Genomic DNA, 21781 nt, shown 5'->3' on the forward strand with positions numbered 1-21781 from the left:
GAATACCTCACAAGCAGATTAAAACGGTCGAAGGGAGGGAAAGCGAATGAAACATGATGCCGCGGATCTGGTCATTGTAGGCGGCGGAATCATCGGTACAGCCATCGCTTATTATGCAGCTAAGTCCGGTATGAAGGTCGTGCTGGCTGAGCGAGGGGAGATTGCTGGAGGCACTTCGTCCCGTTGTGATGGCAATATATTGGCAATCGATAAAGAGCCCGGGTTTGACAGTCGAATGTCGTTGGTATCGCAGGAGCTGGTGGCAGAGCTGGCTAGGGAACTGGAGGATGAGTTTGAGTATCGTGCGCCTGGCAGTATTCTGGTCTGTGAAAACGATCAGGAGATGCAAGCGGCTGAGCAGTGGGTAACCCGTCAGCAGCAGGAAGGACTTCCGTTTCGCATGCTGGATCAGCAGGATTTGCGACAGGAATGGCCGCATTTAGCGAAAGATTTGCCGGGCGGACTGGAGTGCGCGACAGATTCCACTGTGAATCCGGTGTTGATGACGTATGCACTGGCCGAGGCCGCGCGTCGAATGGGAGCCAAGTTATTACCGCGCATGCCGATACAGTCCATCCTTCAGGACGAAAGGGGGAACGTCCGCGGGGTGGAGACGCCTAATGGCGTTATCCATGCAGGTGCAGTGGTATTGGCGGCAGGTGTGTGGACACGCAGCATCGGTCATTCACTCGGTTTGGACCTTCCGATCATGCCGCGCAAAGGACATATACTGGTGTCTGCCCGAATGCCTTCCATTGGGAACCGCAAGGTAATGGAGTTCGGCTATCTGATGAGCAAGTTTGGCGGTCAGCGGTGTGTGGATGAGCTTTATGAAAAATACGGTGTCGCGTTGGTATTCGAGCCAACCGCATCTCAAAACATTCTGATCGGCAGCAGCCGTCAGTTTGTCGGTATGGACACACGTGTCGATCAGCAGGTGATTCGCTTAATCGCCCGCAGAGCCATTCGTTTTTTCCCTGCTTTAGCCCATGTACCATTGATGCGGGCGTATACCGGCTTGCGTCCATGGACACCTGATCATTTGCCAATTGTATCAGCAGTGGACGAAGTACCGGGGCTGTATATTGCTTCGGGTCATGAGGGGGATGGCATTAGTCTTGCGGCGGTTACGGGTAAGCTGGTGACCGAAATGGTACGCAGTGAATCCACTTGTATTCCGGTGGAGCCGCTGCGATATGACCGATTTGGGGAGGCTTTTACCAGTCACGAGGTTCACGGGGAGGTAACCGGATGAGTACACCGGGCAGAATTACTACCATTGATACCCATACGGGAGGCAATCCGACGCGGACGGTCATTCACGGTGCGCCTAAGCTGGTAGGTCGTACGATGCTGGAAAAAATGACTTATATGGCAGCACATCATGATGATTTTCGCCGTCTGCTGATGTTCGAGCCGCGAGGGCATGAGGTGATGTCAGGCTGCATTTTAACAGAACCTTGTCATCCAGATGCAGATATGGGTGTGGTCTTTATAGAGACTGGCGGCTATTTACCGATGTGCGGTCACGATACGATTGGAGTATGTACGGCGCTGATGGAGGGCGGACTGATTGCTGCGGATAAAAAATCGATATTGCTGGACACTCCGGCAGGCCCGGTTCAAGTGCGGCTGGATGTGAATGCGGGCAAGGTGCGACAAGTAACGTTCACAAACATCCCTTCTTTTGTGTACCGCCGTGAAGTGGAGATTCAGGTAGAGGGCATCGGGCAAGTCATGCTAGATATTGCGTATGGAGGCAACTTTTACGGCATGGTAGAGGCGGCTTCCATCGGTCTTGCACTGGAGCAGAGCAATGGGGCAAAAATTGTACGAACAGCGGTGCAGATTCGCGAGGCAGTGAATGCCGTTGTTGAGGTAGTACATCCTGAAAATCCGGTTATTCAAGGGTTGACGCATATTGAATTTTACGGGGAGCCTGTGGCTCCGCAGGCCGATTGTCGCAATGTCGTCGTCATCCCACCGGGAGGTATCGATCGTTCTCCTTGTGGCACAGGAACCTCGGCCAAGGTAGCGGTGCTGCACGCCAAGGGAAAGCTGGGCTTACATGAGGCATTTATACATGAAAGCATCACAGGTTCCATGTTTCGGGCTGAAATCGTGGGTGAAACGCAGATCGGTCCTTATCCGGCAGTCATTCCACAAATTACAGGCTCGGCTTGGGTGACGGGACATCATCAATTTGTGTTGGACCCCGAGGACCCGCTTAAAGAAGGTTTTTTGCTGATGTGAGCATTTTACATCATTCCCGAATGCTGAATATGAAAATAAAGTTGGGAAAGGGTTGGTAAGCATATGGCACGTTTTGAAGGTGTATATGTGGCCTTGGTTACACCATTTACGGCAGAGCTGGAGGTAGACCATAAGCGTCTGACTGAGCTGTGCGATCATCTGATTGCAAGCGGCATTAGCGGACTGGTTCCTACGGGATCGCTAGGAGAATATGCGGCTTTGTCCCCGGAGGAACGGTCGCAGGTTGTGCATACCGTAATTGACGCTGCGGCAGGGCGTGTTCCGGTTGTTGTCGGCTCGGCAGCTCCGTCCACCAAACAGGCAGTGCATTGGATTCAGCATGCGAAGGATGCCGGAGCTGCGGGTGTCATGGCACTGCCGCCCATTAATTACAATCCCCTGCCCCACGAGGTAACGGCCCATTATGAAGCATTGTCGGAGGTAGGCTTGCCGATCATTGCGTACAACAACCCCCATGATTACAAGGTTGACTTGACTCCAGATATTCTTGCGGACTTGTCGCGAATTGAAAATATCGTAGCAGTCAAGGAATTTTCCGGTGATGTACGGCGTATTCACGCCATTTTGGATCAGACAGAGCTGGAGGTCATGGTCGGAGTAGATAATTTGGCGATGGAGGGGGCATTGTTCGGCGCGACAGGCTGGATTTCGGGGGTGCCTAATGCGCTGCCCAAGGAAGGGGTAGAGCTGTTCCGACTTGCACAGGCGGGAAATATGGCGGAAGCGTCCGCGTTGTATCGCAGGCTGCTGCCACTGTTCCACTATGATGCCAGCCCGCAATTGGTGCAGTCCATCAAATATATGATGGAGCTGGCTGGATTTCCGGTCGGTCCGACACGTCCACCTAGACTTGCGCTGCCGCAGGTGAATTATGACCGCATTCGAGAAGCATTTGAGGTGGCGGTTCGTCCGAGCGAAGTATCATCCTGAATGGAGGTGAAGACGATGGAGAGCCGAAATTGGATCGGTGGTGAGTGGCTGAGCCCTTCCGGCGAGGAAATGGTGGTTCACAATCCTTCGGACTTGAAGGAGGAAGTGGGAGTCGTCCATTTTTCAGAAACGAGCGATATTACACAGGCCGGGGATGCGGCACAGCTGGCACAGGCGGGATGGGCCGCTTTAAGTCCCGCAGCTCGGGGAGTTTATCTGTTCAAAGCAGCCGGGTTACTAGAAGCAGCATTACCTGAATTGGCTGAGCTGGCCAGCCGTGAAATGGGCAAGCCGATTACCGAGATGCGCGGAGAGGTTATGCGAGGTGTCCATCTGCTCCGGTACTATGCGGCCGAGGGCGTACGTTCCATCGGTACAGTCATTCCTTCGAATGAGCCGGGAGTGCTCCAATACACGAAGCGCATTCCGCTGGGGGTAACGGCAGTCATTACGCCGTGGAATTTTCCGGTAGCTATTCCGCTATGGAAAATCGCCCCTGCACTCTTGTGCGGAAACACGGTCATCTGGAAGCCTGCCGAACATGCTTCATTAACTGCAGTACGGGTCGCCGAGCTATTCGAGGCGGTGCAGCTTCCGCCCGGCGTACTGAACTTAGTCATTGGGCAAGGTAACCGTATTGGCGATGCCTTACTGGAGCATCCGGTACTGGATGCAGTCAGTTTCACGGGTTCTACCGCTACAGGTTTGGGCATTGCCGAGCGATGCGCGCGCCGTAACATGAAGTACCAGACCGAGATGGGCGGTAAAAATGCCGCCATTGTGCTGAAAGACGCGGATGTAGCACAGGCGGTGGCGATGATTGTTAGCGGAGCTTTCCGTTCAGCCGGGCAAAAATGCACGGCCACCAGTCGGGTGATTGTGGAACAGTCTGTGTATGATACGTTCACGGAAGCCTTACGCCAAGCGGTGGAACAAATACAGATCGCTCCGGCGCTTGACCCCGGTGCGTATCTTGGACCTGTGGCATCCGCAGGTCAATACGAGAAGGTCATGTCCTATATATCGCTGGCCCGCCGGGAAGCCGAGATTTTGGCCGAAGGTGGAGCCGCCGCCGGGACAGAGAACGGGTATTATGTGCGTCCACTGGTGGCGACTGGACTCAATTCGTCCCATCCGTTGATTCAGAAAGAGATTTTTGGACCTGTGATGGGGGTCGTGCAGGCGGACGACTTCGAGGATGCGATTCGACTGTGCAATGATTCTATTTATGGATTAAGCGCCTCTCTATTCACCCGCGATTTGCGGTTGGCTCATCGGTTTCTGGATGAGGCGAACGCCGGTATGGTTCGGGTTAATCAGGAGACGGCTGGTGTTGAATACCAGGCTCCGTTCGGCGGTTTGAAGCAATCCAGTTCACATACCCGGGAACAGGGCCAGGCGGCGCTGGATTTTTATTCAGCGATTAAAACCTGCGCGATCAGCTATGAGTAAGCGGGTGACGGGACGAAGTGAGACGATCGGGAGCACATCAGGTCATTTGCTCATATGTCGCTGTGAAGAAGTGAGTATCGCACAGATGGAGCAGGCTTGCCGCATGGGCGTGGACACGGTGCGCCAGCTTAAAATGGCTACGCGGGTGACGATGGGGGCCTGTCAGGGTAGGGTATGTCGACAATTGGTGGAGTCATGGTTTTACAATCAGGTTCCTGCTGCCCGCCGGGAGGCGGAGCTGTTATCGCAAAGGCCACCAGTGCGTCCCGTAACGTTCGGGCAGCTGGCAGAGGGAGGTTCTTTATGAGCCGCACGCGTATTGTAAATCATCCTATTTTGGGACCAAAGCCGGAACGGCGGCAGGTATCTTTCTTTTTTGATGGTCGTCCCATGCAGGGATTGGCTGGAGAGCCATTGGCAGCAGCATTGCTGGCCAGCGGCGTTCGTTTGCTGAGAAGGCATGAGGAATCCGGTACGGCCAGAGGTGTATACTGCGCCATTGGGCATTGTAACGAATGCCGCCTGACGGTTCAGCCGTTCGGTACCGTCCGTTCCTGCCTGACCAAGCTGGAGGAAGGTATGGTGGTGGAAACCGGGCGGCAGCTTTCGAATGAAATCACAGGGAGAATTGTGACATGAATGAAATGGCGCATCTCATCGTCATTGGTGCGGGTCCCGCCGGATTGTCCGCAGCAGTTTCGGTTGCTGAGCAAGGATTGCCAGTCACGGTACTGGATGAATTTACAGAGCCGGGTGGACGTATGCCTGGGCAATATCATGAGGAAGGCAGTCAAGGCTGGTGGGTTGGAAAACATGTGTCGGATGAGCTGATTACCCGTTGCGGGGAGCTTGGGGTGGACGTTCGCTGCGGCGTTTCCGTACATGGTATGGAATATACAACCACGTGGGAAATTTCCACTTCCTGTGGTTTGTTCACTGCGGATTACGTATTGCTGGCGACTGGAGCTGCTGAAATTCCCGTTCCGCTGGATGGCTGGACACTGCCGGGCGTCATGTCCATCGGGGCCGCACAAGTGATGACCAACGTTCATTACGTCAAGCCGGGAGAACGCGGCATCATCGTAGGCATGAACGTATTGTCGATGGCGATTGCCCGCGAGCTGTCTGTCGCCGGGGTGAAGGTGGCGGCAATTACACTGCCGTGCGCTAATCCGCTGGCTGGTGCGGCGGCAGATCCGACAGCCTGCGCGAAGCTGCTGCTTCAGCTGTCGGGGCTAGCTCCTGCCGCCTGGATGCGTGCAGGCGGCAGGCTGGCAGCGGCGATGCGGATGGAGAAACTCATCGCGTGCTGCTATCCCCACAGAGGCTTCCGTCTGTGGGATATCCCGATCCGTTTGCGGACGGCGGTGCTGTCCGTCAACGGGCAGGACCGGGTCGAATCCGTGACCCTGGTCCACGTCAAACCGGACGGCTCGCCTATCCCTGGCAGCGAGCGCGTCGAACCCGCCGACTTCGTGGCGCTCAGCGGCGGCTTGTACCCGCTCGCTGAGCTGGCGGCGGTAGCCGGATGCAAATTCGTGTACAGCCCTGAGCTAGGCGGACATGTCCCACTGCATGGTGAGCGAATGGAAACCTCGCTCAAAGGGCTGTACGTTGCCGGCAATATTACCGGCATCGAAAGCGGGCTGGTCGCGATGGCTCAAGGGCGATTAGCCGCCGCTTCTATGCTCGATGCCGCTGGACTCGGCGGAGCAGGCGGGGAACAGCGGGTGCAGGAGGCGATCCGTGAGGTCCATTTTGCACGTAAGCATGCGCTGATTCAGTTTCATCCCGGCATTACAGAGGCGAGAGCGCAGCTGTACCAGCAGTGGGGGCAAACCTCTGGCAGCGGCGCGTAACGGCTCGTTATGTTGGATATGCGTTTTTTACCCCAAATTCGCCTTAAAGGAGGTATGGAAGATGACTCTTAAAGCAAAGGCTCATATGAAGGCAAGGCCGTTCGCACTGAACGAGGTGGTATTGGCTGAAGGTCCCTTCAAACAGGCGATGGAGCTGAACCGATCTTATCTGTTGGAGCTTGAGCCTGATCGTCTGCTGGCGCGTTTTCGGGAATATGCCGGGCTTACGCCCAAAGCACCCCAATATGAAGGCTGGGAAGCGATGACTATTTCCGGTCATACACTGGGACATTATTTATCCGCTTGCTCCATGATGTACGCTTCAACAGGCGATGAGCGTTTTAAAGAAATTGCACATTACATTACGGATGAACTGGATGTTTGCCAGGCGGCGCATGGTGACGGATATGTGTCCGGTATTCCAGGGGGGAAGGAACTTTTTGAAGAGGTGTCTGCTGGAAATATTCGCTCGAAGGGCTTTGACCTGAACGGTGCCTGGGCCCCCTTGTATACACTACACAAGCTATTCGCTGGCCTGCGGGATGCGTACCATTTGACAGGCTGTGATAAGGCATTAGGTGTAGAGCGCAAACTAGCGGACTGGCTCGAAGGAATTTTGCAGCCGATGAGCGATGAGCAGATGCAGCAGATGATGTTTTGCGAATATGGAGGCATGAATGAGGTATTGGCGGATTTGTATGCGGATACCGGGGAAGAGCGCTACTTGCGGCTGGCTGAATGCTTCTGGCACAAGCTGGTGCTGGACCCGCTTAGCTCGCAGGAGGATTGTTTACAGGGCATTCACGCCAATACACAGATTCCGAAGCTGATCGGGCTTGCCAAGGAATATGAGCTCACGAATGACACGAAGCGCCGGAAGACGGTGGAGTTTTTTTGGGAGCGAGTGGTGGATCATCATTCGTATGTCATTGGCGGCAATAGCTTTGGAGAATATTTTGGAGCGCCGGATGGGTTGAATGATCGCATCGGGCCTCATACGACGGAGACGTGCAACACCTATAACATGCTCAAGCTGACCAATCATCTGTTTCAATGGAATGTTTCCGCCAAGGAAGCGGACTTTTATGAGCGAGGTCTATTCAATCATATTTTGGCTTCGCAGGACCCGGTTCACGGGGGCGTAACGTATTTTCTGTCGCTGGCGATGGGCGGGCACAAGCATTTTGAAAGCAAATTTGATGATTTCACGTGCTGTGTCGGCACAGGGATGGAAAACCATGCGAGCTACGGCAGCGGTATTTATTTTCAGGATCACGATAAGCTGTATGTCAATCAGTTCATTGCCTCCACGCTGGAATGGAAGGACAGAGGCGTTACGCTAAAACAAAACACTTCCTATCCAGATACAGATCATACGACACTGGAGATTCAATGCGATCAACCTGCCTCATTTATGCTACTCATCCGCTATCCATATTGGGCTGAAAATGGAATTACCATTCGTGTAAATGGCAAGGAACAATCGATTGTATCGGAACCGGGCAGCTTTGTCTCTATCGCCAGAACGTGGATTGACGGTGATGTTGTAGAAGTGACGATTCCGATGTCGCTGAGACTGGAGCAGATGCCGGATAACCCGGATCGGGCGGCTGTCATGTATGGACCGCTGGTGCTGGCAGGCGATCTGGGACCCTTAGAAGATCCTAAAGCTAAGGATTTCCTGTACACACCGGTATTCATCCCTCAAACAGAAAAGCTGGATGCCTGGATACAGCCCGTGGAGGGCAAGACCAATACGTTCCGTACCTTGAATGCTGGGCATCCTCGAGATGTGGAATTGTCTCCGCTGTATAAAATGCATGACCGTACGTATTCCGTATACTGGGATATTTTTACGAAGGAAGCGTGGCAGGAGGCGGAACAGGAATACACAGCGACACGTGAAAAGCTGGCGATTCTGGAGCAGTGTACGATTGATTTTGCCCAACCCGGAGAAATGCAGCCGGAGCGGGACCATAACTTCCAGGGAGATGCCTCGACTCGCACCGGATATGTGAATAACCGACCTTATCGGAATGCGGGAATTGACGGTTGGTTTTCTTTCGATTTGAAGACAAATCCGGTTGCTCCGATGCTGTTGGTTATTACCTACACGGCTACGCTGGAAATGCCAAACTGTGGTTTTGATATTTTGATTAACGGTCATCCGCTTGAGCATTTTAGTGAAGGTTTTGATGAAGCCGATAAATTTTACAACGTGAATGCCGCTATTCCGGCTGCATATCTGGAGGGTAAGGACCAAGCGACAGTGACTTTCAAGGCCAAGCCGGGACAGCGTATTCGCAGATGTTTTGGGCTGAGGATGGTCAACAAGGACGTATATGAGCAACTCTATCAAGCTGGAAGTTCAGGTATTCATGAATGATCTTTGGAATGTTTCGTGAGAAAAAAGTAACGTTTGATTTTTCGTCCGGTATGATTTATGATGTAAGAAATATTGGATGATGCTGGAATAATCCATATGGTGGTATGAGCTGATATATTCATAGTTTTGTTGCGCGTGAAGCACACGGGCTGTTTCTTCCTTCATAGGGGAGAGGCAGCCCTTTTTTGTTGGGATTTTCAGAAATATAACTTTTTTAAGAGTCAGTTCTATGACTTAGGGGGAGGGATTGCTCAATAGAGTCTATTTGTTTGGAATACTTTGTATTAGAAGTTTTTCTTATAGATTTTGTAATAGGGAAACCCTATAATATATAAGTTGTATCCAGTATTTTCCGAAAGTGGGGATGCGATAAGTTTATGAGATTAGAGATGATATACATAGTTTAAGTTTAAGCTGACAAAAAGGGGATAGAGAGATGAGTATGAAAAAATGGATGTTGAGTTTGACTGCAGTCACGTTACTATGGGGCGCGACAAGTATGATTCCAACGACGGAGGCGGCAAGCAGCACCAAACCCATTGAAGTTTTGTTAAACGCGAAAAAAATACAGTTTCCAGACGCCAAACCTTTTCAGGATAGTAACGATTATGTGATGGTTCCGATTCGTTTTGTATCCGAAGCGCTAGGGGCTAAGGTAGGCTGGGAGAAAACAGGCGGTCAATTGGCTGTGTCGATTAAAAATGATGTACATGCTGTTAACATGACAGTGGGTCAAAACACCGCTACCGTGGATGGGCAGACCAAAACGTATGAAACGAAGATTATTTTGAAGCAAAACCGTACTTTTGTGCCGTTACGGTTGGTAAGTGAGGGTCTGGGACAGACGGTAGAGTGGGATAAGATCAGCCGCTGGGTCTGGATTGGGAAGAAGGAAATTGCTGCGCTGGAGGATAAAGGAGTCCAAAAAGTCAGCATTGAACCGTATAAGAAGGCGATTGCATCTAATCCCTACATCCTCAAAAAACCTTATGGTGGAGCTTATGATAAGGTAATGATTTTTAAACATTCAGACCTACCAGTTAAGCTTCTTGAGGACATATATTCAATTGAACCGTACACTAACGCAAAAGGTACGCCTTACCTAAAGGTAAGAGCCAAAACTAAATCAACAGTAGGTGATATATTCTACATCACAAAGTTTAACGACACTCGTTTTCGTAATGAAGTCAGTCAATTGACGACAGATAATGGAGACGGAACGAAAATGCTGTATTACCCGATCTATTCTACGTCAGATGAGACGTTCCAAGGTGTGAAGAATTACAGATCCTTGAAACTTCAAGATATCCAATACATTGGATTTGCTTACGCTGCGGATAACTATATTCCGATAATGGTCAATCCGTGGAAGGGTAATTAAGCATATGAGGGAGACACAACGCATTCTGGCTGTATTGCTGGTGGGGGTACTGCTACTGTTGCAGCTCCCACCCTTTTCTTTTCCCACAAACAAGGCGGTAGCCGAAACGGAAATTACGCCGTTGTCCTACTTTGCAGTTAAGAATGACCGCTACTTTGTTGGCATGATGTACTTTGACATGTGGCGAAACACTAATGGTGACTGGGTAACTCAAAAGAAAGAGCCAAACAAGGGACTACATGGGGAAGCTAACTTCACATATAAGTTCCAGTTCCCAGGTAGAAAGATAAAAAACGTCGAAGCTTTTTTATACGATCCTATAAAAAATGAGCAAAACAGGGATTATATCGAATATTTTGAGAAATCTAGGCCAGATAAATACTCCCGTTATTTTGCACATATTAGTCAAGGCACTCTCAATTCAGATATCCGACCGTTTCAAAATCAAGGTATTGGTACTGATACTACGGTCATTCCAATCACTGTTAACATGATGTTGAATGCTGATAGACCTGAGAATATAAAAGATGAGTTATGTCCTACTTGTGCCAAAGAAGTAGAAGCGTACCGTATCTATCAGCCCATTCTATTCAAGATCGAACTGGAGAGTGGTCTGATCGTCAAGCATTTTACCACTGATGGAAAATCTCTTAACAACGTGTTTTCGCCAATAGAAGATGAACTAAAAGCTGATCAACTGTATGATTTTACCCCGCCAACCAACCCGAAATATGAGTATGTGGGTTATAAGAAAAGCACGACAGCTAAACCGCCAAACGGAGATATTTTGCCGGGAATTGTACCCGGGTTTACCTATGACGGTTCTTTTGAGCAGTTTACCGCTTATTTGTATTACAAAGAAGCTCGGGGCTGTCCTAAGCCTGGAGAAAGCCAAGAGGGAGCACCCTCACATTGCCAAGATCATGAACAGCCAACGAAAGGTGTTGTCTGCTCCCGCCCCGTTCCAGGTCTGCGCTTGGAAACTGCCGAATTGGACCCGACAGTATCTGCCGTTATTAAAGCCGATCAGCGAGGCGCGTCACGTTTTGATGTAGCCAAGGGTATTCCAACTTCTGAAAGCCTGTACGGAAACGTGCTAACTCGGAATTACCTTTTTCAAAACACCTACCAACAGCTCAAAGGCGAGTGCACCTACAACGTCAAGCTGAAGCGCACGTATGATCTGGAATGGGAAGATATCAACGATACCCGGCACATGAAGGTCGTGGAGTATTACAAATACGAAATTGTGAAACCGTACTCCTACTGGGTGATCGACAACCTTGAGGTGTACGGTATCAAGAACGCGCAGCTACGCAACTATGCACTGCCGGGAGGTAGTATAACGATTCCACCACGGAATTACACGCCGCCGTCTGTAGAATCAGCGACCAACGGAAAATACTATCCGGCTCCTTCTCCGGGCATCGTCGATGGGGGTTCACTTTATATTTATGGTGGCAAGAGTATGCCGAAGGTGCCCAATGAACAAAGATCACTGGAGCCTGTGGCCCAGAAGGCTACACCAGACGTGGAAGTGGAAAACGATACTGTGAAATTCAACGGTCAAACGATCATGGACCACCAGCGTGTCAAGGAAAAGGGGCCGACTCCTGGCAAAATCCCTGAACCCGTAAAAATCGGGTCGGATATCCTGTACAGCCCGGGTCATATGATTGAAAAGCACAAGATCAATAAACCCAATACATCAAGTAGCGGTGACATTACCTATGCGATTTTAAAAGGAAATATCAATGGCGGTGCAGATAAGACTTTGCCGATCCAAGGGATCAACACCGTGACCGTCCATACGCCCGTGGTGAATCTTTCAAGTGTGTCGGACGATGCTGCTCATAATCAGAAAACCCAACCTACGAAGGGACGATCCGCACTTATTTTGGAGCGTCCTTTCCGGGTGACGATTTCAACAGCAGGTCCACATTTGAATATTCCTGGCTATGGTGATCGGGAGTTTGCCAAATATGTACGAACCAAGCAGGTGCGCTTTCCGTTCGATGTGTACGACAAAGGAAAGATGCATTTTTATCCGCGAGGTACCTGGATCGACATTCCAGTGCTGCAGCTGGACACAGACTTTTATTTGCCTGTATGGGTCGATGAAGGCAACTATACAGTTGAGTTCCGCACCATTGCCGAAAATGCACCGGACGGGTTCACCGAACAGCGCCATGCCAACACGGATATCGCCCATCATGTTGCCAATGATGTGGTAAATATTGAGGTGATCGGACGGATGTACGATTTTCATATCACGGATATTGCCGATTACCATTGGGAGCGGGTGTTTCGGCAACGAAAAGGAAGCCCCACGCATAGCGGCCTGTCCTATTGGACGGGGCTTGGCAATATTGACGGGTTGCCTAGAGGGAACCCGGAACCATTCACCTTGCCCGTTCGCCCCGGCAGTCACCCATATGAAGGTTATGCAAATGTGGCGGTCAAGACAGGTTATCATTTCAAGTTTGATCTCAAAACCAAAGGCAATATGTTTAGCGCCAAGGACGGTATTCGCATCACGCCATCGTTCTATTGGGTGAGCAAAGATGGGCGACAGCGGGAAGAGGTGGATCTGTATACACATTCCGGCAACCGAAAATTTATCCGTTTGGGATCGGTGGAGGACCGGGAAAAGCGATATGTTATTTTGAATGAACGGCTGCGCAATGTGCCGATGGAGGAAATGCAGGACACGGCAGCCTACCAATACAAGCATGAGCTGAGTGAAGCACAGCAAAGCCAGTCGACGCTGGAGCGCTATGTTTCTCTGTATGCTCACCGTATTTCACGCAGCAAGACCTGGATTGGACGTTACGACTGGCTGGTGCTGCCTGCGGCTGTGCGTACCTTGATTGGTCCGAAGACAGACCTGCCGGATGGGGTCAACGTGGATCGCGCTAATGCGTCGATTCAGCGCTGGTATGGTGAATATAGCCTGCCTGCTGATGTGTACGCAGTCACCAAAGGCACAGATTTGCGCGAGGTCAGTCGCCGTCAGGAGCTAAACGAGCATACAGATACATTCAAGAAAATGGGCTTTATCGTCGTCCGCTTTAATGTGGAGTCACTACGTCAAGGGGATGCTGAGCATCCGCATTTACAGTATATAAATGGTCCGCTATTGAACCAGTGGCAACTGGAGGGTTACCGCAGAGAGATAAAAGACCCGTACGGGCATACCTTTCATTTACAGGACGGGGATGTAGTATTTTATCATGCAGATCAGTCCAGCCGGGACGATTTTAGTTCATTTGTTCCTCACTAACTTGCAGTAATCAAGACGAATCCTTATCAATAGTTAGCGCGAAAAATACGAAAACGGACAATGGAAACAATCCACTGTCCGTTTTTTTATTTCCCTTTTGCGTTTATGCGAATATTTAGACCTATCTTCAGCTCTCGACATGCTGTTTTCATACAGACTTGGTGGGGGCTGTTTTATTTGGAATGAGTAAACAACACGGTTTTGTGTAGAGAAATCCTCGGATATTTAAACGCGTTTGAGGGAGCGGCAAAACTATAATAATAGGGAATTAATTTATGTAAGCGCAATCATTTCGGGGATTAGCTTGTCATCACAATACTATTGAGGAGGACAACCTGGATGGCTCAAGGGAAAGGCGCATGGCGAAAGGGAAGCTTGACCGCCGCGTTGGCAGCAATGCTGGCGATGACGGGGACGACTGGAGGAGTGGCTGCGGAAGACTTGTCCGAACCGACGTTGCAGGCGGAATCAGCAATCGCAGTTGAACAGAACCGTAGCGGCAGCATCCAGCTGGAAAAGCTGGATCGCGGACTGGTAGCTGCGGTGACGCAGGAGGGGGTATTTTTAAGCTGGCGATTATTGGCTCAAGAAGTGAACGGTTACGGTTCAACGGGACTGACAGGAGCGGACTTTAACGTATACCGTGACGGTAAGAAGATCGCGACAGTGACTGACAGTACCAACTATGTGGATAAGGAAGGAAATGGTAAATCGGTATATAGAGTAGCTTCAGTCGTTAATGGACGAGAAAAGGATCGTAGCGCCAAAGTGAAGCCATGGCAACAGGGTTACTATGAACTTCCTCTCCAAAAGCCTGCCGATGGCGTAACACCCGCAGGTGAATCCTATACGTATTCGGCCAACGATATAAGTGTGGGGGATGTGGATGGAGACGGACAATATGAATTTTTTGTAAAATGGGACCCGTCGAACTCCAAAGATGTATCTCAGAAGGGGTATACCGGAAATACGTATGTCGATGCATATACGGCCGAAGGCAAGCTGCTGTACCGGATCGACCTAGGCGTGAATATTCGATCAGGTGCGCATTATACACAGATGATGGTGTACGATTTTGACGGCGATGGTAAAGCCGAGCTGATGTTCAAAACGGCTCCAGGGACCAAAACGATTTCTTTTGATAAGAAGGGCAAGCCGAAAAAAGAAAAGTATATTACTCTGCCACGTGAGGATCGCAAAGCAGGGATTACACATGAGGACGATTACCGTTTGAGTCGCTCGGATTATTATGAGCATGTGGTGAACATGTTCATGAACTGGACGAAGCATGAAGAAGTGGTCAAGGGAAAATGGCCTGCTACGCTGGAGGAATGCTTTGGCATCGCTCCGAAGTACAATTACCCGTTATCCCGAAAGGATGCGGAAAGCCTGACGGACTACTTTATGGATGTGTATGCTCCTGCGCGGAGCGACAAAAACAAGCTGAGAGAATATGAAGGTTTCATTGTGGATGGACCGGAGTATTTGACCATTTTTAAAGGAAAAACAGGTACCGAGCTGGAGACGATTCGCTATGAGCCAGAGCGCCATGATGACGGTCTTATGTGGGGAGACTACGCCATGGCCCGTATTGAACCTGCTAACCGTGTAGACCGCTTCCTGGCAGGTGTGGCTTACCTGGACGGACGCAAGCCGTACGCCGTATTTGCACGCGGTTATTATACGCGTTCCACTTTAGCCACCTACACATGGGATGGTCGCCATCTCCAAAAACATTGGATGGTGGACAGTGGCTGGACTCCAATGACCAATCCATTTAACGATAGTCCGCACGGGCGTGATGGAACGGACCCGAAATTTGGCACTTTGACCACACAGGGAGCGCATTCTTTGAGCGTGGTGGATGTGGACGGTGACGGCAAGGACGAAATCGTATACGGTTCCGCCACGATTGACCATGATGGCAGCCTGTTGTACAGCTCATTTGATGTCATGCCTCCTGAAAGCGCAACTCCGGGTCAAACCGCCAGATTGGGACACGGCGACGCGCTGCATGTAACCGATATTGACCCGGATCGTCCCGGCAAAGAAATCTTTATGGTACATGAAGGTGGCACCTACGCTCCATATGGCTATTCTTTGCGGGATGCCAAAACGGGTGAAATCATTTACGGGGCATATTCCGGCAAGGATACAGGTCGGGGCATGGTCGGTGACATAGACCCGGATCAGCGAGGTCTGGAGACTTGGGCCATAGGCCTATGGACCGCAGCGGGTAAACAGCTGGATACGAAGATGCCGGGTACCAATATGAGTATCAAATGGGCAGCCGATATGACCACACAGATCGTAAACGGCGCAATTGATGTAACCCCAACCATTGAAGATTGGAAACGAGGTACATTGCTGACCGCTACTGGAACTAAAACGAACAACTATACCAAAGGAACTCCATCGCTGGTAGCCGACATTTTCGGAGATTGGCGCGAGGAAATGCTTGTCCGTACAGCGGATAGCTCAGCGATTCGTATCTATTTGAGCACCGAGCCTACAACGCATAAATTGTACACGTTGATGCATGATCCGCAGTATCGTGCGGATGTGGCGCGTCAAAATACCGGCTATAACCAGCCGTCCTATACGAGCTTCTACTTTGCATCCGACATGGATTGGGCAAATGTGCCGATTCCCAAACTCTACACGCCAAAAGCCTTGATGAATGATGGAAGCAGTGACGAAGCGGATGAGATAGAAGCAACGGAGGTAGATGAAAAAGAAGTCGATGAAATGAAAGTTGAAGAAACGAGCATCGATGAAACGAAAGTCGATGAAACGAAAGTCGATGAAACGGAAATAGGAGCGAAGGAAATAGAGGGAGAGTCAGCAGCTCCAGTAGTTCCTGTAGTTTCAGCAGAGGATTGATAAACGACTAGCTGAAGACTAAGATTCTATTTCGGCGTATAGATTAGTTAATGGATTTAGAAAAAAGGCAAGCCTCTGATTTTTAGAGACTTGCCTTTTTGTATTCTTAAGTTTAAGAGTATAGACGACTCTATCCAAGATCGGCATTTCTGGTTTTAGAACATCTCTAAAATAGCAAATCTGCTGAAAGTAGCGGAGAGGACGGAACGATTGCGAAAAAGCGTCAGCGGTCGCCTTTGTATCTGGATTTTTACCACTAGGCTATTTAATAAAATCCGGATACAACAGCGATTGGAGCAACGTTCCGTTCGCGGAGCGTCGTCAGAACACCTTTTTCATTTTTATATTTGTAACACTGGAGTGGATTCTCTAAATATCGGCTCTGTTCTGATATGCGTGATTTGATAAGGCCGGGATGGATTTTTGACCCGCGCCAATAGCATCTCAGCCGCCGTAATGCCCATTTCGTTGTTGTAGATATGCACGGTGGATAAATGAGGTTCCACAATCCGAGATTCAGGAGCGTTATCAAACCCAAACACGGCAATATCGTCAGGAATTTTCAAGTTTTTATTTTTGAGCGCTTTCATGACACTGACGGCAATAAAATCATTGGCGCACACGAACGCAGACGGTAACACGCTCATGCCTTCCAATTGTTTATCCATCCAATCCGATTCGGAGAAAAAATTTCGGTCCTGATCGACGATACAGCAAGATAAATCCACATGTAGACCTGCTTCGATTAAAGCTCTGTTATATCCAACCCACCGCTCGTTGAAGCTTTTGCAATGCTTATAATCCCCGACAAACCCGATCCGCGTAAATCCACGATCAATCAGGCTTTTGGTGACAGAATAAACGCTATGTTCATTTTCCATCAACAATAAATCCGCTTTCATATCAGGGTAAGAAATGTCCACAGAACAATCAATAAAGATCGTGGGCAGTCCCAAATCCGTAATGAGTTCAGTATATTGTGGATCAAACATTTCAATACAAATAATTCCATCCACCTTGGAGGCTTCAAAATTGTTAGGAAGTGTTCCTGCATGGATTTCATTTTCCCGCACAATATGGATCGATAGATTATACCCTTCTGCACTTATTCTTTTCTCCAGACCACTGATGAGCAAGGAACCAAAATGTGAGCTGTTCGGCAGATTGCATGTGACCAGAGCAATGTTACCTTGATTTTTCGGGATGATGCTCTCCGTTTCCACATAGGCAAATTGCTTATATTTAAGTTCTATCGCTTTTTTAATGACCTTGTTCCGAGTATCAACCGGGATGCTATCACTACCGTTAATCGCTTTGGACGCGGTATTTCGGGAGATTCCCAAAGCGTCAGCAATGTCCTGAATGGTGACTTTTTCTTTCTTCATAGACAGGTTCCACCTTCACTAATAAATGGATTGCCTGAGAGGTACAATTTCCTCTTACGGCTCTCCGTTCAGACCTAAAATGTATCCTAAATGTATAATAGTTCGCATAAAATAGCAATGTTAACATTACAAATGACCAAATTATTTTTACTTTTGTAATTGTGTATTGGTGAAGTGAAAAGAGTCATTGTCAACGATTAACTTTTAAAGTTGGAGTATGGGCTATGACCATTATCATTTATTGTTACAAAAATGTAGATTAACAACAATTATTTTTGGTCAAATGTAAATAAATTATTTTACAAAAGTTGTTGACGGATGATATTTCGATTTGGTAAATTGAAGATGAAAATTGTAAGCCTTTTCATATTTGGTGTACAGACGTTGATTACAGACAGATTGGGGGAATGCAAATGGCAAACTTGGCTAAGGTAGCTCAAAGGAATGCCAAACTGGGGGAGCAAAGGTCCATTGGCAGCAAATTAAACTATATTCACAAGAACTACTTTCTTTATGTACTGCTGGCACCTGCACTAATTCTTACGATTCTTTTCAAATATGTCCCGATGTATGGGGCGATTATTGCGTTCAAGGATTTTAGCCCACTCAAAGGGATCTGGGGAAGCGACTGGGTCGGGCTGAAATACTTTGCTAAATTTTTGAACTCGCCGAATTTTACGGATATTTTCTTCAATACGCTGAAGCTGAGCTTCTATGGTCTTTTGCTGGGCTTTCCTGTACCGATCCTGTTGGCGGTTATGCTGAATCAAATCCGCAAAGCGGGATTGAAAAAGAATATCCAGCTTGTATTGTACGCACCTAATTTTATCTCTGTCGTTGTTATTGTGGGGATGTTGTTTATTTTCTTGTCTCCGACGGGGCCGCTGAATCAAATCATCGCGTCGGTGACCGGCAACCCTGTGATCTTTATGACAGAGCCTGAATATTTCCGCTGGATTTATATCCTGTCTGGAATTTGGCAGGGAGCGGGGTGGTCATCAATCATTTATGTAGCGGCGCTCGCGAATGTGGACCCTGAGCTGCATAATGCAGCAAGTCTGGACGGGGCTAATCTGCTCCAGCGCATTTGGCATATTGATTTACCGACGATTAAACCGATTATGGCGATTGTTTTTATTCTCGCAGCAGGAGGGATCATGTCGATTGGATTTGAGAAGGCGTATCTCATGCAGACATCCATGAATTTGCCTACTTCTGAAATTATTCCTACCTACGTGTATAAAGTCGGTTTGCAGTCCGGCAATTACGCCTATTCTGCGGCGGTAGGGCTATTCAATTCCGCGATCAACGTAGTGCTGCTGCTGACCGTTAACTTTATCGTCAAGAAGCTCAATGAGGGAGAAGGGCTTTATTAAGAAAGGAGCCTCTTTATGCAAGTCAAACATTCCAATCTGGATCGCTTCATCCTAAGCGTGAATTACATTGTGCTCACTCTGGCTGTTTTAATTATCGTAGTTCCCTTGGGTTATATCGTCATTGCCTCGTTTATGGACCCGACCGTTTTGTTAAGTAAAGGCTTATCTTTTCGTATTTCGGATTGGAGTGTGGAGGGCTATCGGAAAATTTTGTCTAACCCGGCGATGCTCCGTGGGTTTGCCAATTCGGTGTTCTATTCTTCATGCTTTGCCCTGATCTCCGTAACGGTTTCGATTTGCGCCGGCTACGCCTTATCGGTGAACAGCCTGGTGGGACGGAATTTCTTCATGACATTGTTTATCATCACCATGTTTTTCAGTGGAGGACTGATTCCTACCTACCTGCTGGTCAAAAATTTAGGGATGCTGGATACCGTATGGGCCATTCTCCTGCCCGGTGCGATCAATGTGTGGGATCTGATTTTGGCGCGAACCTTCTTTAAAGGAGTTCCAAATGAATTAAAAGAAGCTGCCAACGTGGACGGGGCTTCAGACTGGACGATATTTTTCAGAATTGTGCTGCCGTTGTCCAAGCCGATTATTTTTGTCATTGCATTGTATGCCTTTGTCGGTCAGTGGAATTCGTATTTCGACGCCATGATCTATTTGGATAATCCACAACTGCATCCGCTTCAATTGGTACTGAGATCTATCCTGATCCAGAATCAGACGATGCCAGGCATGATTAGTGATCAACTAGCAATGGCAGAGCTAAAACGACTTTCGGAAATGATCAAATATTCATCTATTGTCATCTCCAGCCTTCCGCTACTGGTGATGTATCCCTTTTTCCAAAAGTATTTTGAGAAAGGCGTTATGGTCGGCTCCTTAAAATAAGAGGGCTGCACTTATCATACGCAACATGCTTCTTTACTTTATTCCATGGAGGTCATCCAGATGAAAACAGTCAAAACTGCCTCATTTGCCGCACTGGCGGCGATCTTGGTTCTTTCCGGCTGCGGAAGCAGCAGTTCCTCTAATGAGAACGAATCAACAGATGTGAATGGAAAAGTGACGCTCAACTTTTTAACTCAAAGCTCACCACTCGCTCCGGCAGACCCGAACGACAAGCTGATTAACAAACGGCTGGAAGAAAAAACGGGCATCCATATACGTTGGAAGAACTTTACGAGTGACCAGTTTGTTGAAAAAAGAAATTTGGCTATTGCTAGCGGGGATCTGCCGGATGCAGTGTTCGACGCGGGCTACTCGGACTATGATCTGCTTAAGTTGGCCAAAGACGGCGTCATTATTCCGGTAGAGGATTTGATTGAACAGCATATGCCGAATTTTAAAAAAGTGCTGGAGCAATCGCCGGAATATAAGGCCATGTTGACCGCGCCGGATGGACATATTTACTCCTTTCCATGGATTGAAGAATTGGGAACGGGAAAAGAAGCAATCCAGTCCGTGGATGATCTGCCGTGGATTAATGTGGAGTGGTTGAAGAAGCTGGGGTTGTCCATGCCAAAAACGACCGAAGAGCTGAAGCAGGTCTTGATTGCTTTTAAAACAAAAGATCCTAACGGCAACGGGCAGGCGGACGAGATTCCGTTATCGTTTATAGATAAACCCGGCGGCGAGGACTTGGCCTTTTTATATGGAGCCTTTGGTCTTGGAGAGAACTGGGATCATACAGTGGTGACAAACGATGAAAAAGTCGTATTTACGGCAGCGGATAACGGATATAAGGAAGCAGTCAAATATATTCATGATTTATACAAGGAAGGGCTGGTGGACATAGAGTCTTCCCAGCAGGATTGGAACACGTATCTGGCCAAAGGGAAGGATCACCGCTATGGCCTGTACTTTACATGGGATAAAGCGAATATTACAGGCGCGAATAAAAAATATGACCTCATGCCGCCACTGGCTGGTCCAGATGGACATGTAAATGTTACACGGTCGAATGGCATTGGCTTCGATCGGGGTCGCATGGTGATCACCAGTACCAATAAGAAGTTGGAAGCTACCGCCAAGTGGATTGACCAGCTCTATGATCCGATCCAGTCCATACAGAACAATTGGGGAACTTACGGGGATACCAAGCAGAAAAATATTTTTGAGTATGATACGACAAAGGGAATGCTGAAGCATTTACCGCTGGAAGGATCAGCTCCGGTGGAAATCAGACAAAAAACGAACATTGGCGGGCCGTTAGCTGTATTGGATGAATACTACGGAAAATACACTACGCAGCCGGAAGATGCCACATGGAGACTGGGTTTGCTCAAAAAGGTGATGGTTCCTCATATGCAGGCGGATCATAATTATCCCAAAGTGTTTTTCTCCATAGATGAGCTGGACCGCTTATCGACCATTGAAACTGATCTATTTGCCTATGTTCTCCGAAAACGTACGGAATGGTACCAGAATGGCAAGGTCGAGGAGGAGTGGCCGGAATATTTGCAGGAGCTGGACAGTCTGGGGCTACAGGAATGGTTGCAAATCAAACAGGCTGGCTATGACAGAAACGTAAGTAAATAATTCTTTTTCGAGGGAGCTGGAGTAT

At 48.8% G+C, this 21781-nt stretch carries 15 protein-coding genes; 14 read left to right on the forward strand and 1 reads right to left on the reverse strand.

The genetic code is table 11. The features are described from left to right. The first annotated feature begins 46 nt into the window (after nucleotides 1–46). The 11 genes from NSQ68_RS05065 (at nucleotide 47) to NSQ68_RS05115 (ending at nucleotide 16448) form a co-directional block, all read left to right on the forward strand. Nucleotides 47–1255: an FAD-dependent oxidoreductase gene (locus NSQ68_RS05065; RefSeq protein WP_342428175.1), complete on the forward strand. Its 1209-nt coding sequence runs from the start codon at nucleotides 47–49 to the stop codon at nucleotides 1253–1255. Beyond that, nucleotides 1252–2253 (forward strand): proline racemase family protein, encoded by a 1002-nt coding sequence (locus NSQ68_RS05070; protein ID WP_342428176.1) that lies wholly within the window; start codon nucleotides 1252–1254, stop codon nucleotides 2251–2253. The genes NSQ68_RS05065 and NSQ68_RS05070 overlap by 4 nt, the downstream gene beginning before the upstream one ends. A gap of 63 nt (nucleotides 2254–2316) precedes the next feature. After that, entirely contained in the window at nucleotides 2317–3204 is an 888-nt protein-coding gene (locus NSQ68_RS05075; protein WP_342428177.1) for a dihydrodipicolinate synthase family protein, read from the forward strand. Between the two features lie 15 nt (nucleotides 3205–3219). Beyond that, nucleotides 3220–4656, forward strand: a complete 1437-nt coding sequence (locus tag NSQ68_RS05080; RefSeq protein WP_342428178.1) for an aldehyde dehydrogenase family protein — start codon at nucleotides 3220–3222, stop codon at nucleotides 4654–4656. A gap of 4 nt (nucleotides 4657–4660) precedes the next feature. After that, on the forward strand, nucleotides 4661–4963 hold the full coding sequence (locus NSQ68_RS05085; RefSeq protein WP_342428179.1) for a (2Fe-2S)-binding protein: 303 nt from the start codon (nucleotides 4661–4663) through the stop codon (nucleotides 4961–4963). Beyond that, on the forward strand, nucleotides 4960–5295 hold the full coding sequence (locus tag NSQ68_RS05090; protein ID WP_342428180.1) for a (2Fe-2S)-binding protein: 336 nt from the start codon (nucleotides 4960–4962) through the stop codon (nucleotides 5293–5295). The genes NSQ68_RS05085 and NSQ68_RS05090 overlap by 4 nt, the downstream gene beginning before the upstream one ends. After that, nucleotides 5292–6515, forward strand: coding sequence for an FAD-dependent oxidoreductase (locus NSQ68_RS05095; RefSeq protein ID WP_342428181.1), 1224 nt, complete (start codon nucleotides 5292–5294; stop codon nucleotides 6513–6515). The genes NSQ68_RS05090 and NSQ68_RS05095 overlap by 4 nt, the downstream gene beginning before the upstream one ends. Nucleotides 6516–6576: 61 nt before the next feature. Further along, nucleotides 6577–8901 (forward strand): beta-L-arabinofuranosidase domain-containing protein, encoded by a 2325-nt coding sequence (locus NSQ68_RS05100; RefSeq protein ID WP_342428182.1) that lies wholly within the window; start codon nucleotides 6577–6579, stop codon nucleotides 8899–8901. 436 nt (nucleotides 8902–9337) lie between these two features. Next, nucleotides 9338–10282 (forward strand): copper amine oxidase N-terminal domain-containing protein, encoded by a 945-nt coding sequence (locus NSQ68_RS05105; RefSeq protein ID WP_342428183.1) that lies wholly within the window; start codon nucleotides 9338–9340, stop codon nucleotides 10280–10282. 4 nt (nucleotides 10283–10286) lie between these two features. Continuing rightward, nucleotides 10287–13565: a DUF5704 domain-containing protein gene (locus NSQ68_RS05110; RefSeq protein WP_342428184.1), complete on the forward strand. Its 3279-nt coding sequence runs from the start codon at nucleotides 10287–10289 to the stop codon at nucleotides 13563–13565. A gap of 339 nt (nucleotides 13566–13904) precedes the next feature. Next, on the forward strand, nucleotides 13905–16448 hold the full coding sequence (locus NSQ68_RS05115) for a rhamnogalacturonan lyase (protein WP_342428185.1): 2544 nt from the start codon (nucleotides 13905–13907) through the stop codon (nucleotides 16446–16448). 341 nt (nucleotides 16449–16789) lie between these two features. Here NSQ68_RS05115 and NSQ68_RS05120 read toward each other — a convergent pair whose 3' ends face one another. After that, nucleotides 16790–17833 carry a substrate-binding domain-containing protein gene (locus tag NSQ68_RS05120; RefSeq protein WP_342428186.1) on the reverse strand — a complete coding sequence of 348 codons (1044 nt, stop codon included), beginning with the start codon at nucleotides 17831–17833 and terminating at the stop codon, nucleotides 16790–16792. A 413-nt stretch (nucleotides 17834–18246) separates the two neighbouring features. Here NSQ68_RS05120 and NSQ68_RS05125 point away from each other — a divergent pair, with 413 nt between their 5' ends. The 3 genes from NSQ68_RS05125 to NSQ68_RS05135 are packed head-to-tail and all read left to right on the forward strand — an operon-like array spanning nucleotide 18247 to nucleotide 21756. Next, a complete protein-coding gene (locus tag NSQ68_RS05125; RefSeq protein WP_307348036.1) occupies nucleotides 18247–19209 on the forward strand; it encodes an ABC transporter permease subunit in 963 nt (320 codons plus the stop codon). Nucleotides 19210–19224: 15 nt separating this feature from the next. Then, nucleotides 19225–20106, forward strand: a complete 882-nt coding sequence (locus NSQ68_RS05130; RefSeq protein WP_071639743.1) for a carbohydrate ABC transporter permease — start codon at nucleotides 19225–19227, stop codon at nucleotides 20104–20106. 60 nt (nucleotides 20107–20166) lie between these two features. After that, a complete protein-coding gene (locus NSQ68_RS05135) occupies nucleotides 20167–21756 on the forward strand; it encodes an ABC transporter substrate-binding protein (RefSeq protein ID WP_342428187.1) in 1590 nt (529 codons plus the stop codon). Nucleotides 21757–21781: the final 25 nt, after the last annotated feature.

Source organism: Paenibacillus sp. FSL L8-0158 (assembly GCF_038592965.1).
GTDB classification, from domain to species: Bacteria; Bacillota; Bacilli; order Paenibacillales; family Paenibacillaceae; genus Paenibacillus; species Paenibacillus polymyxa_D.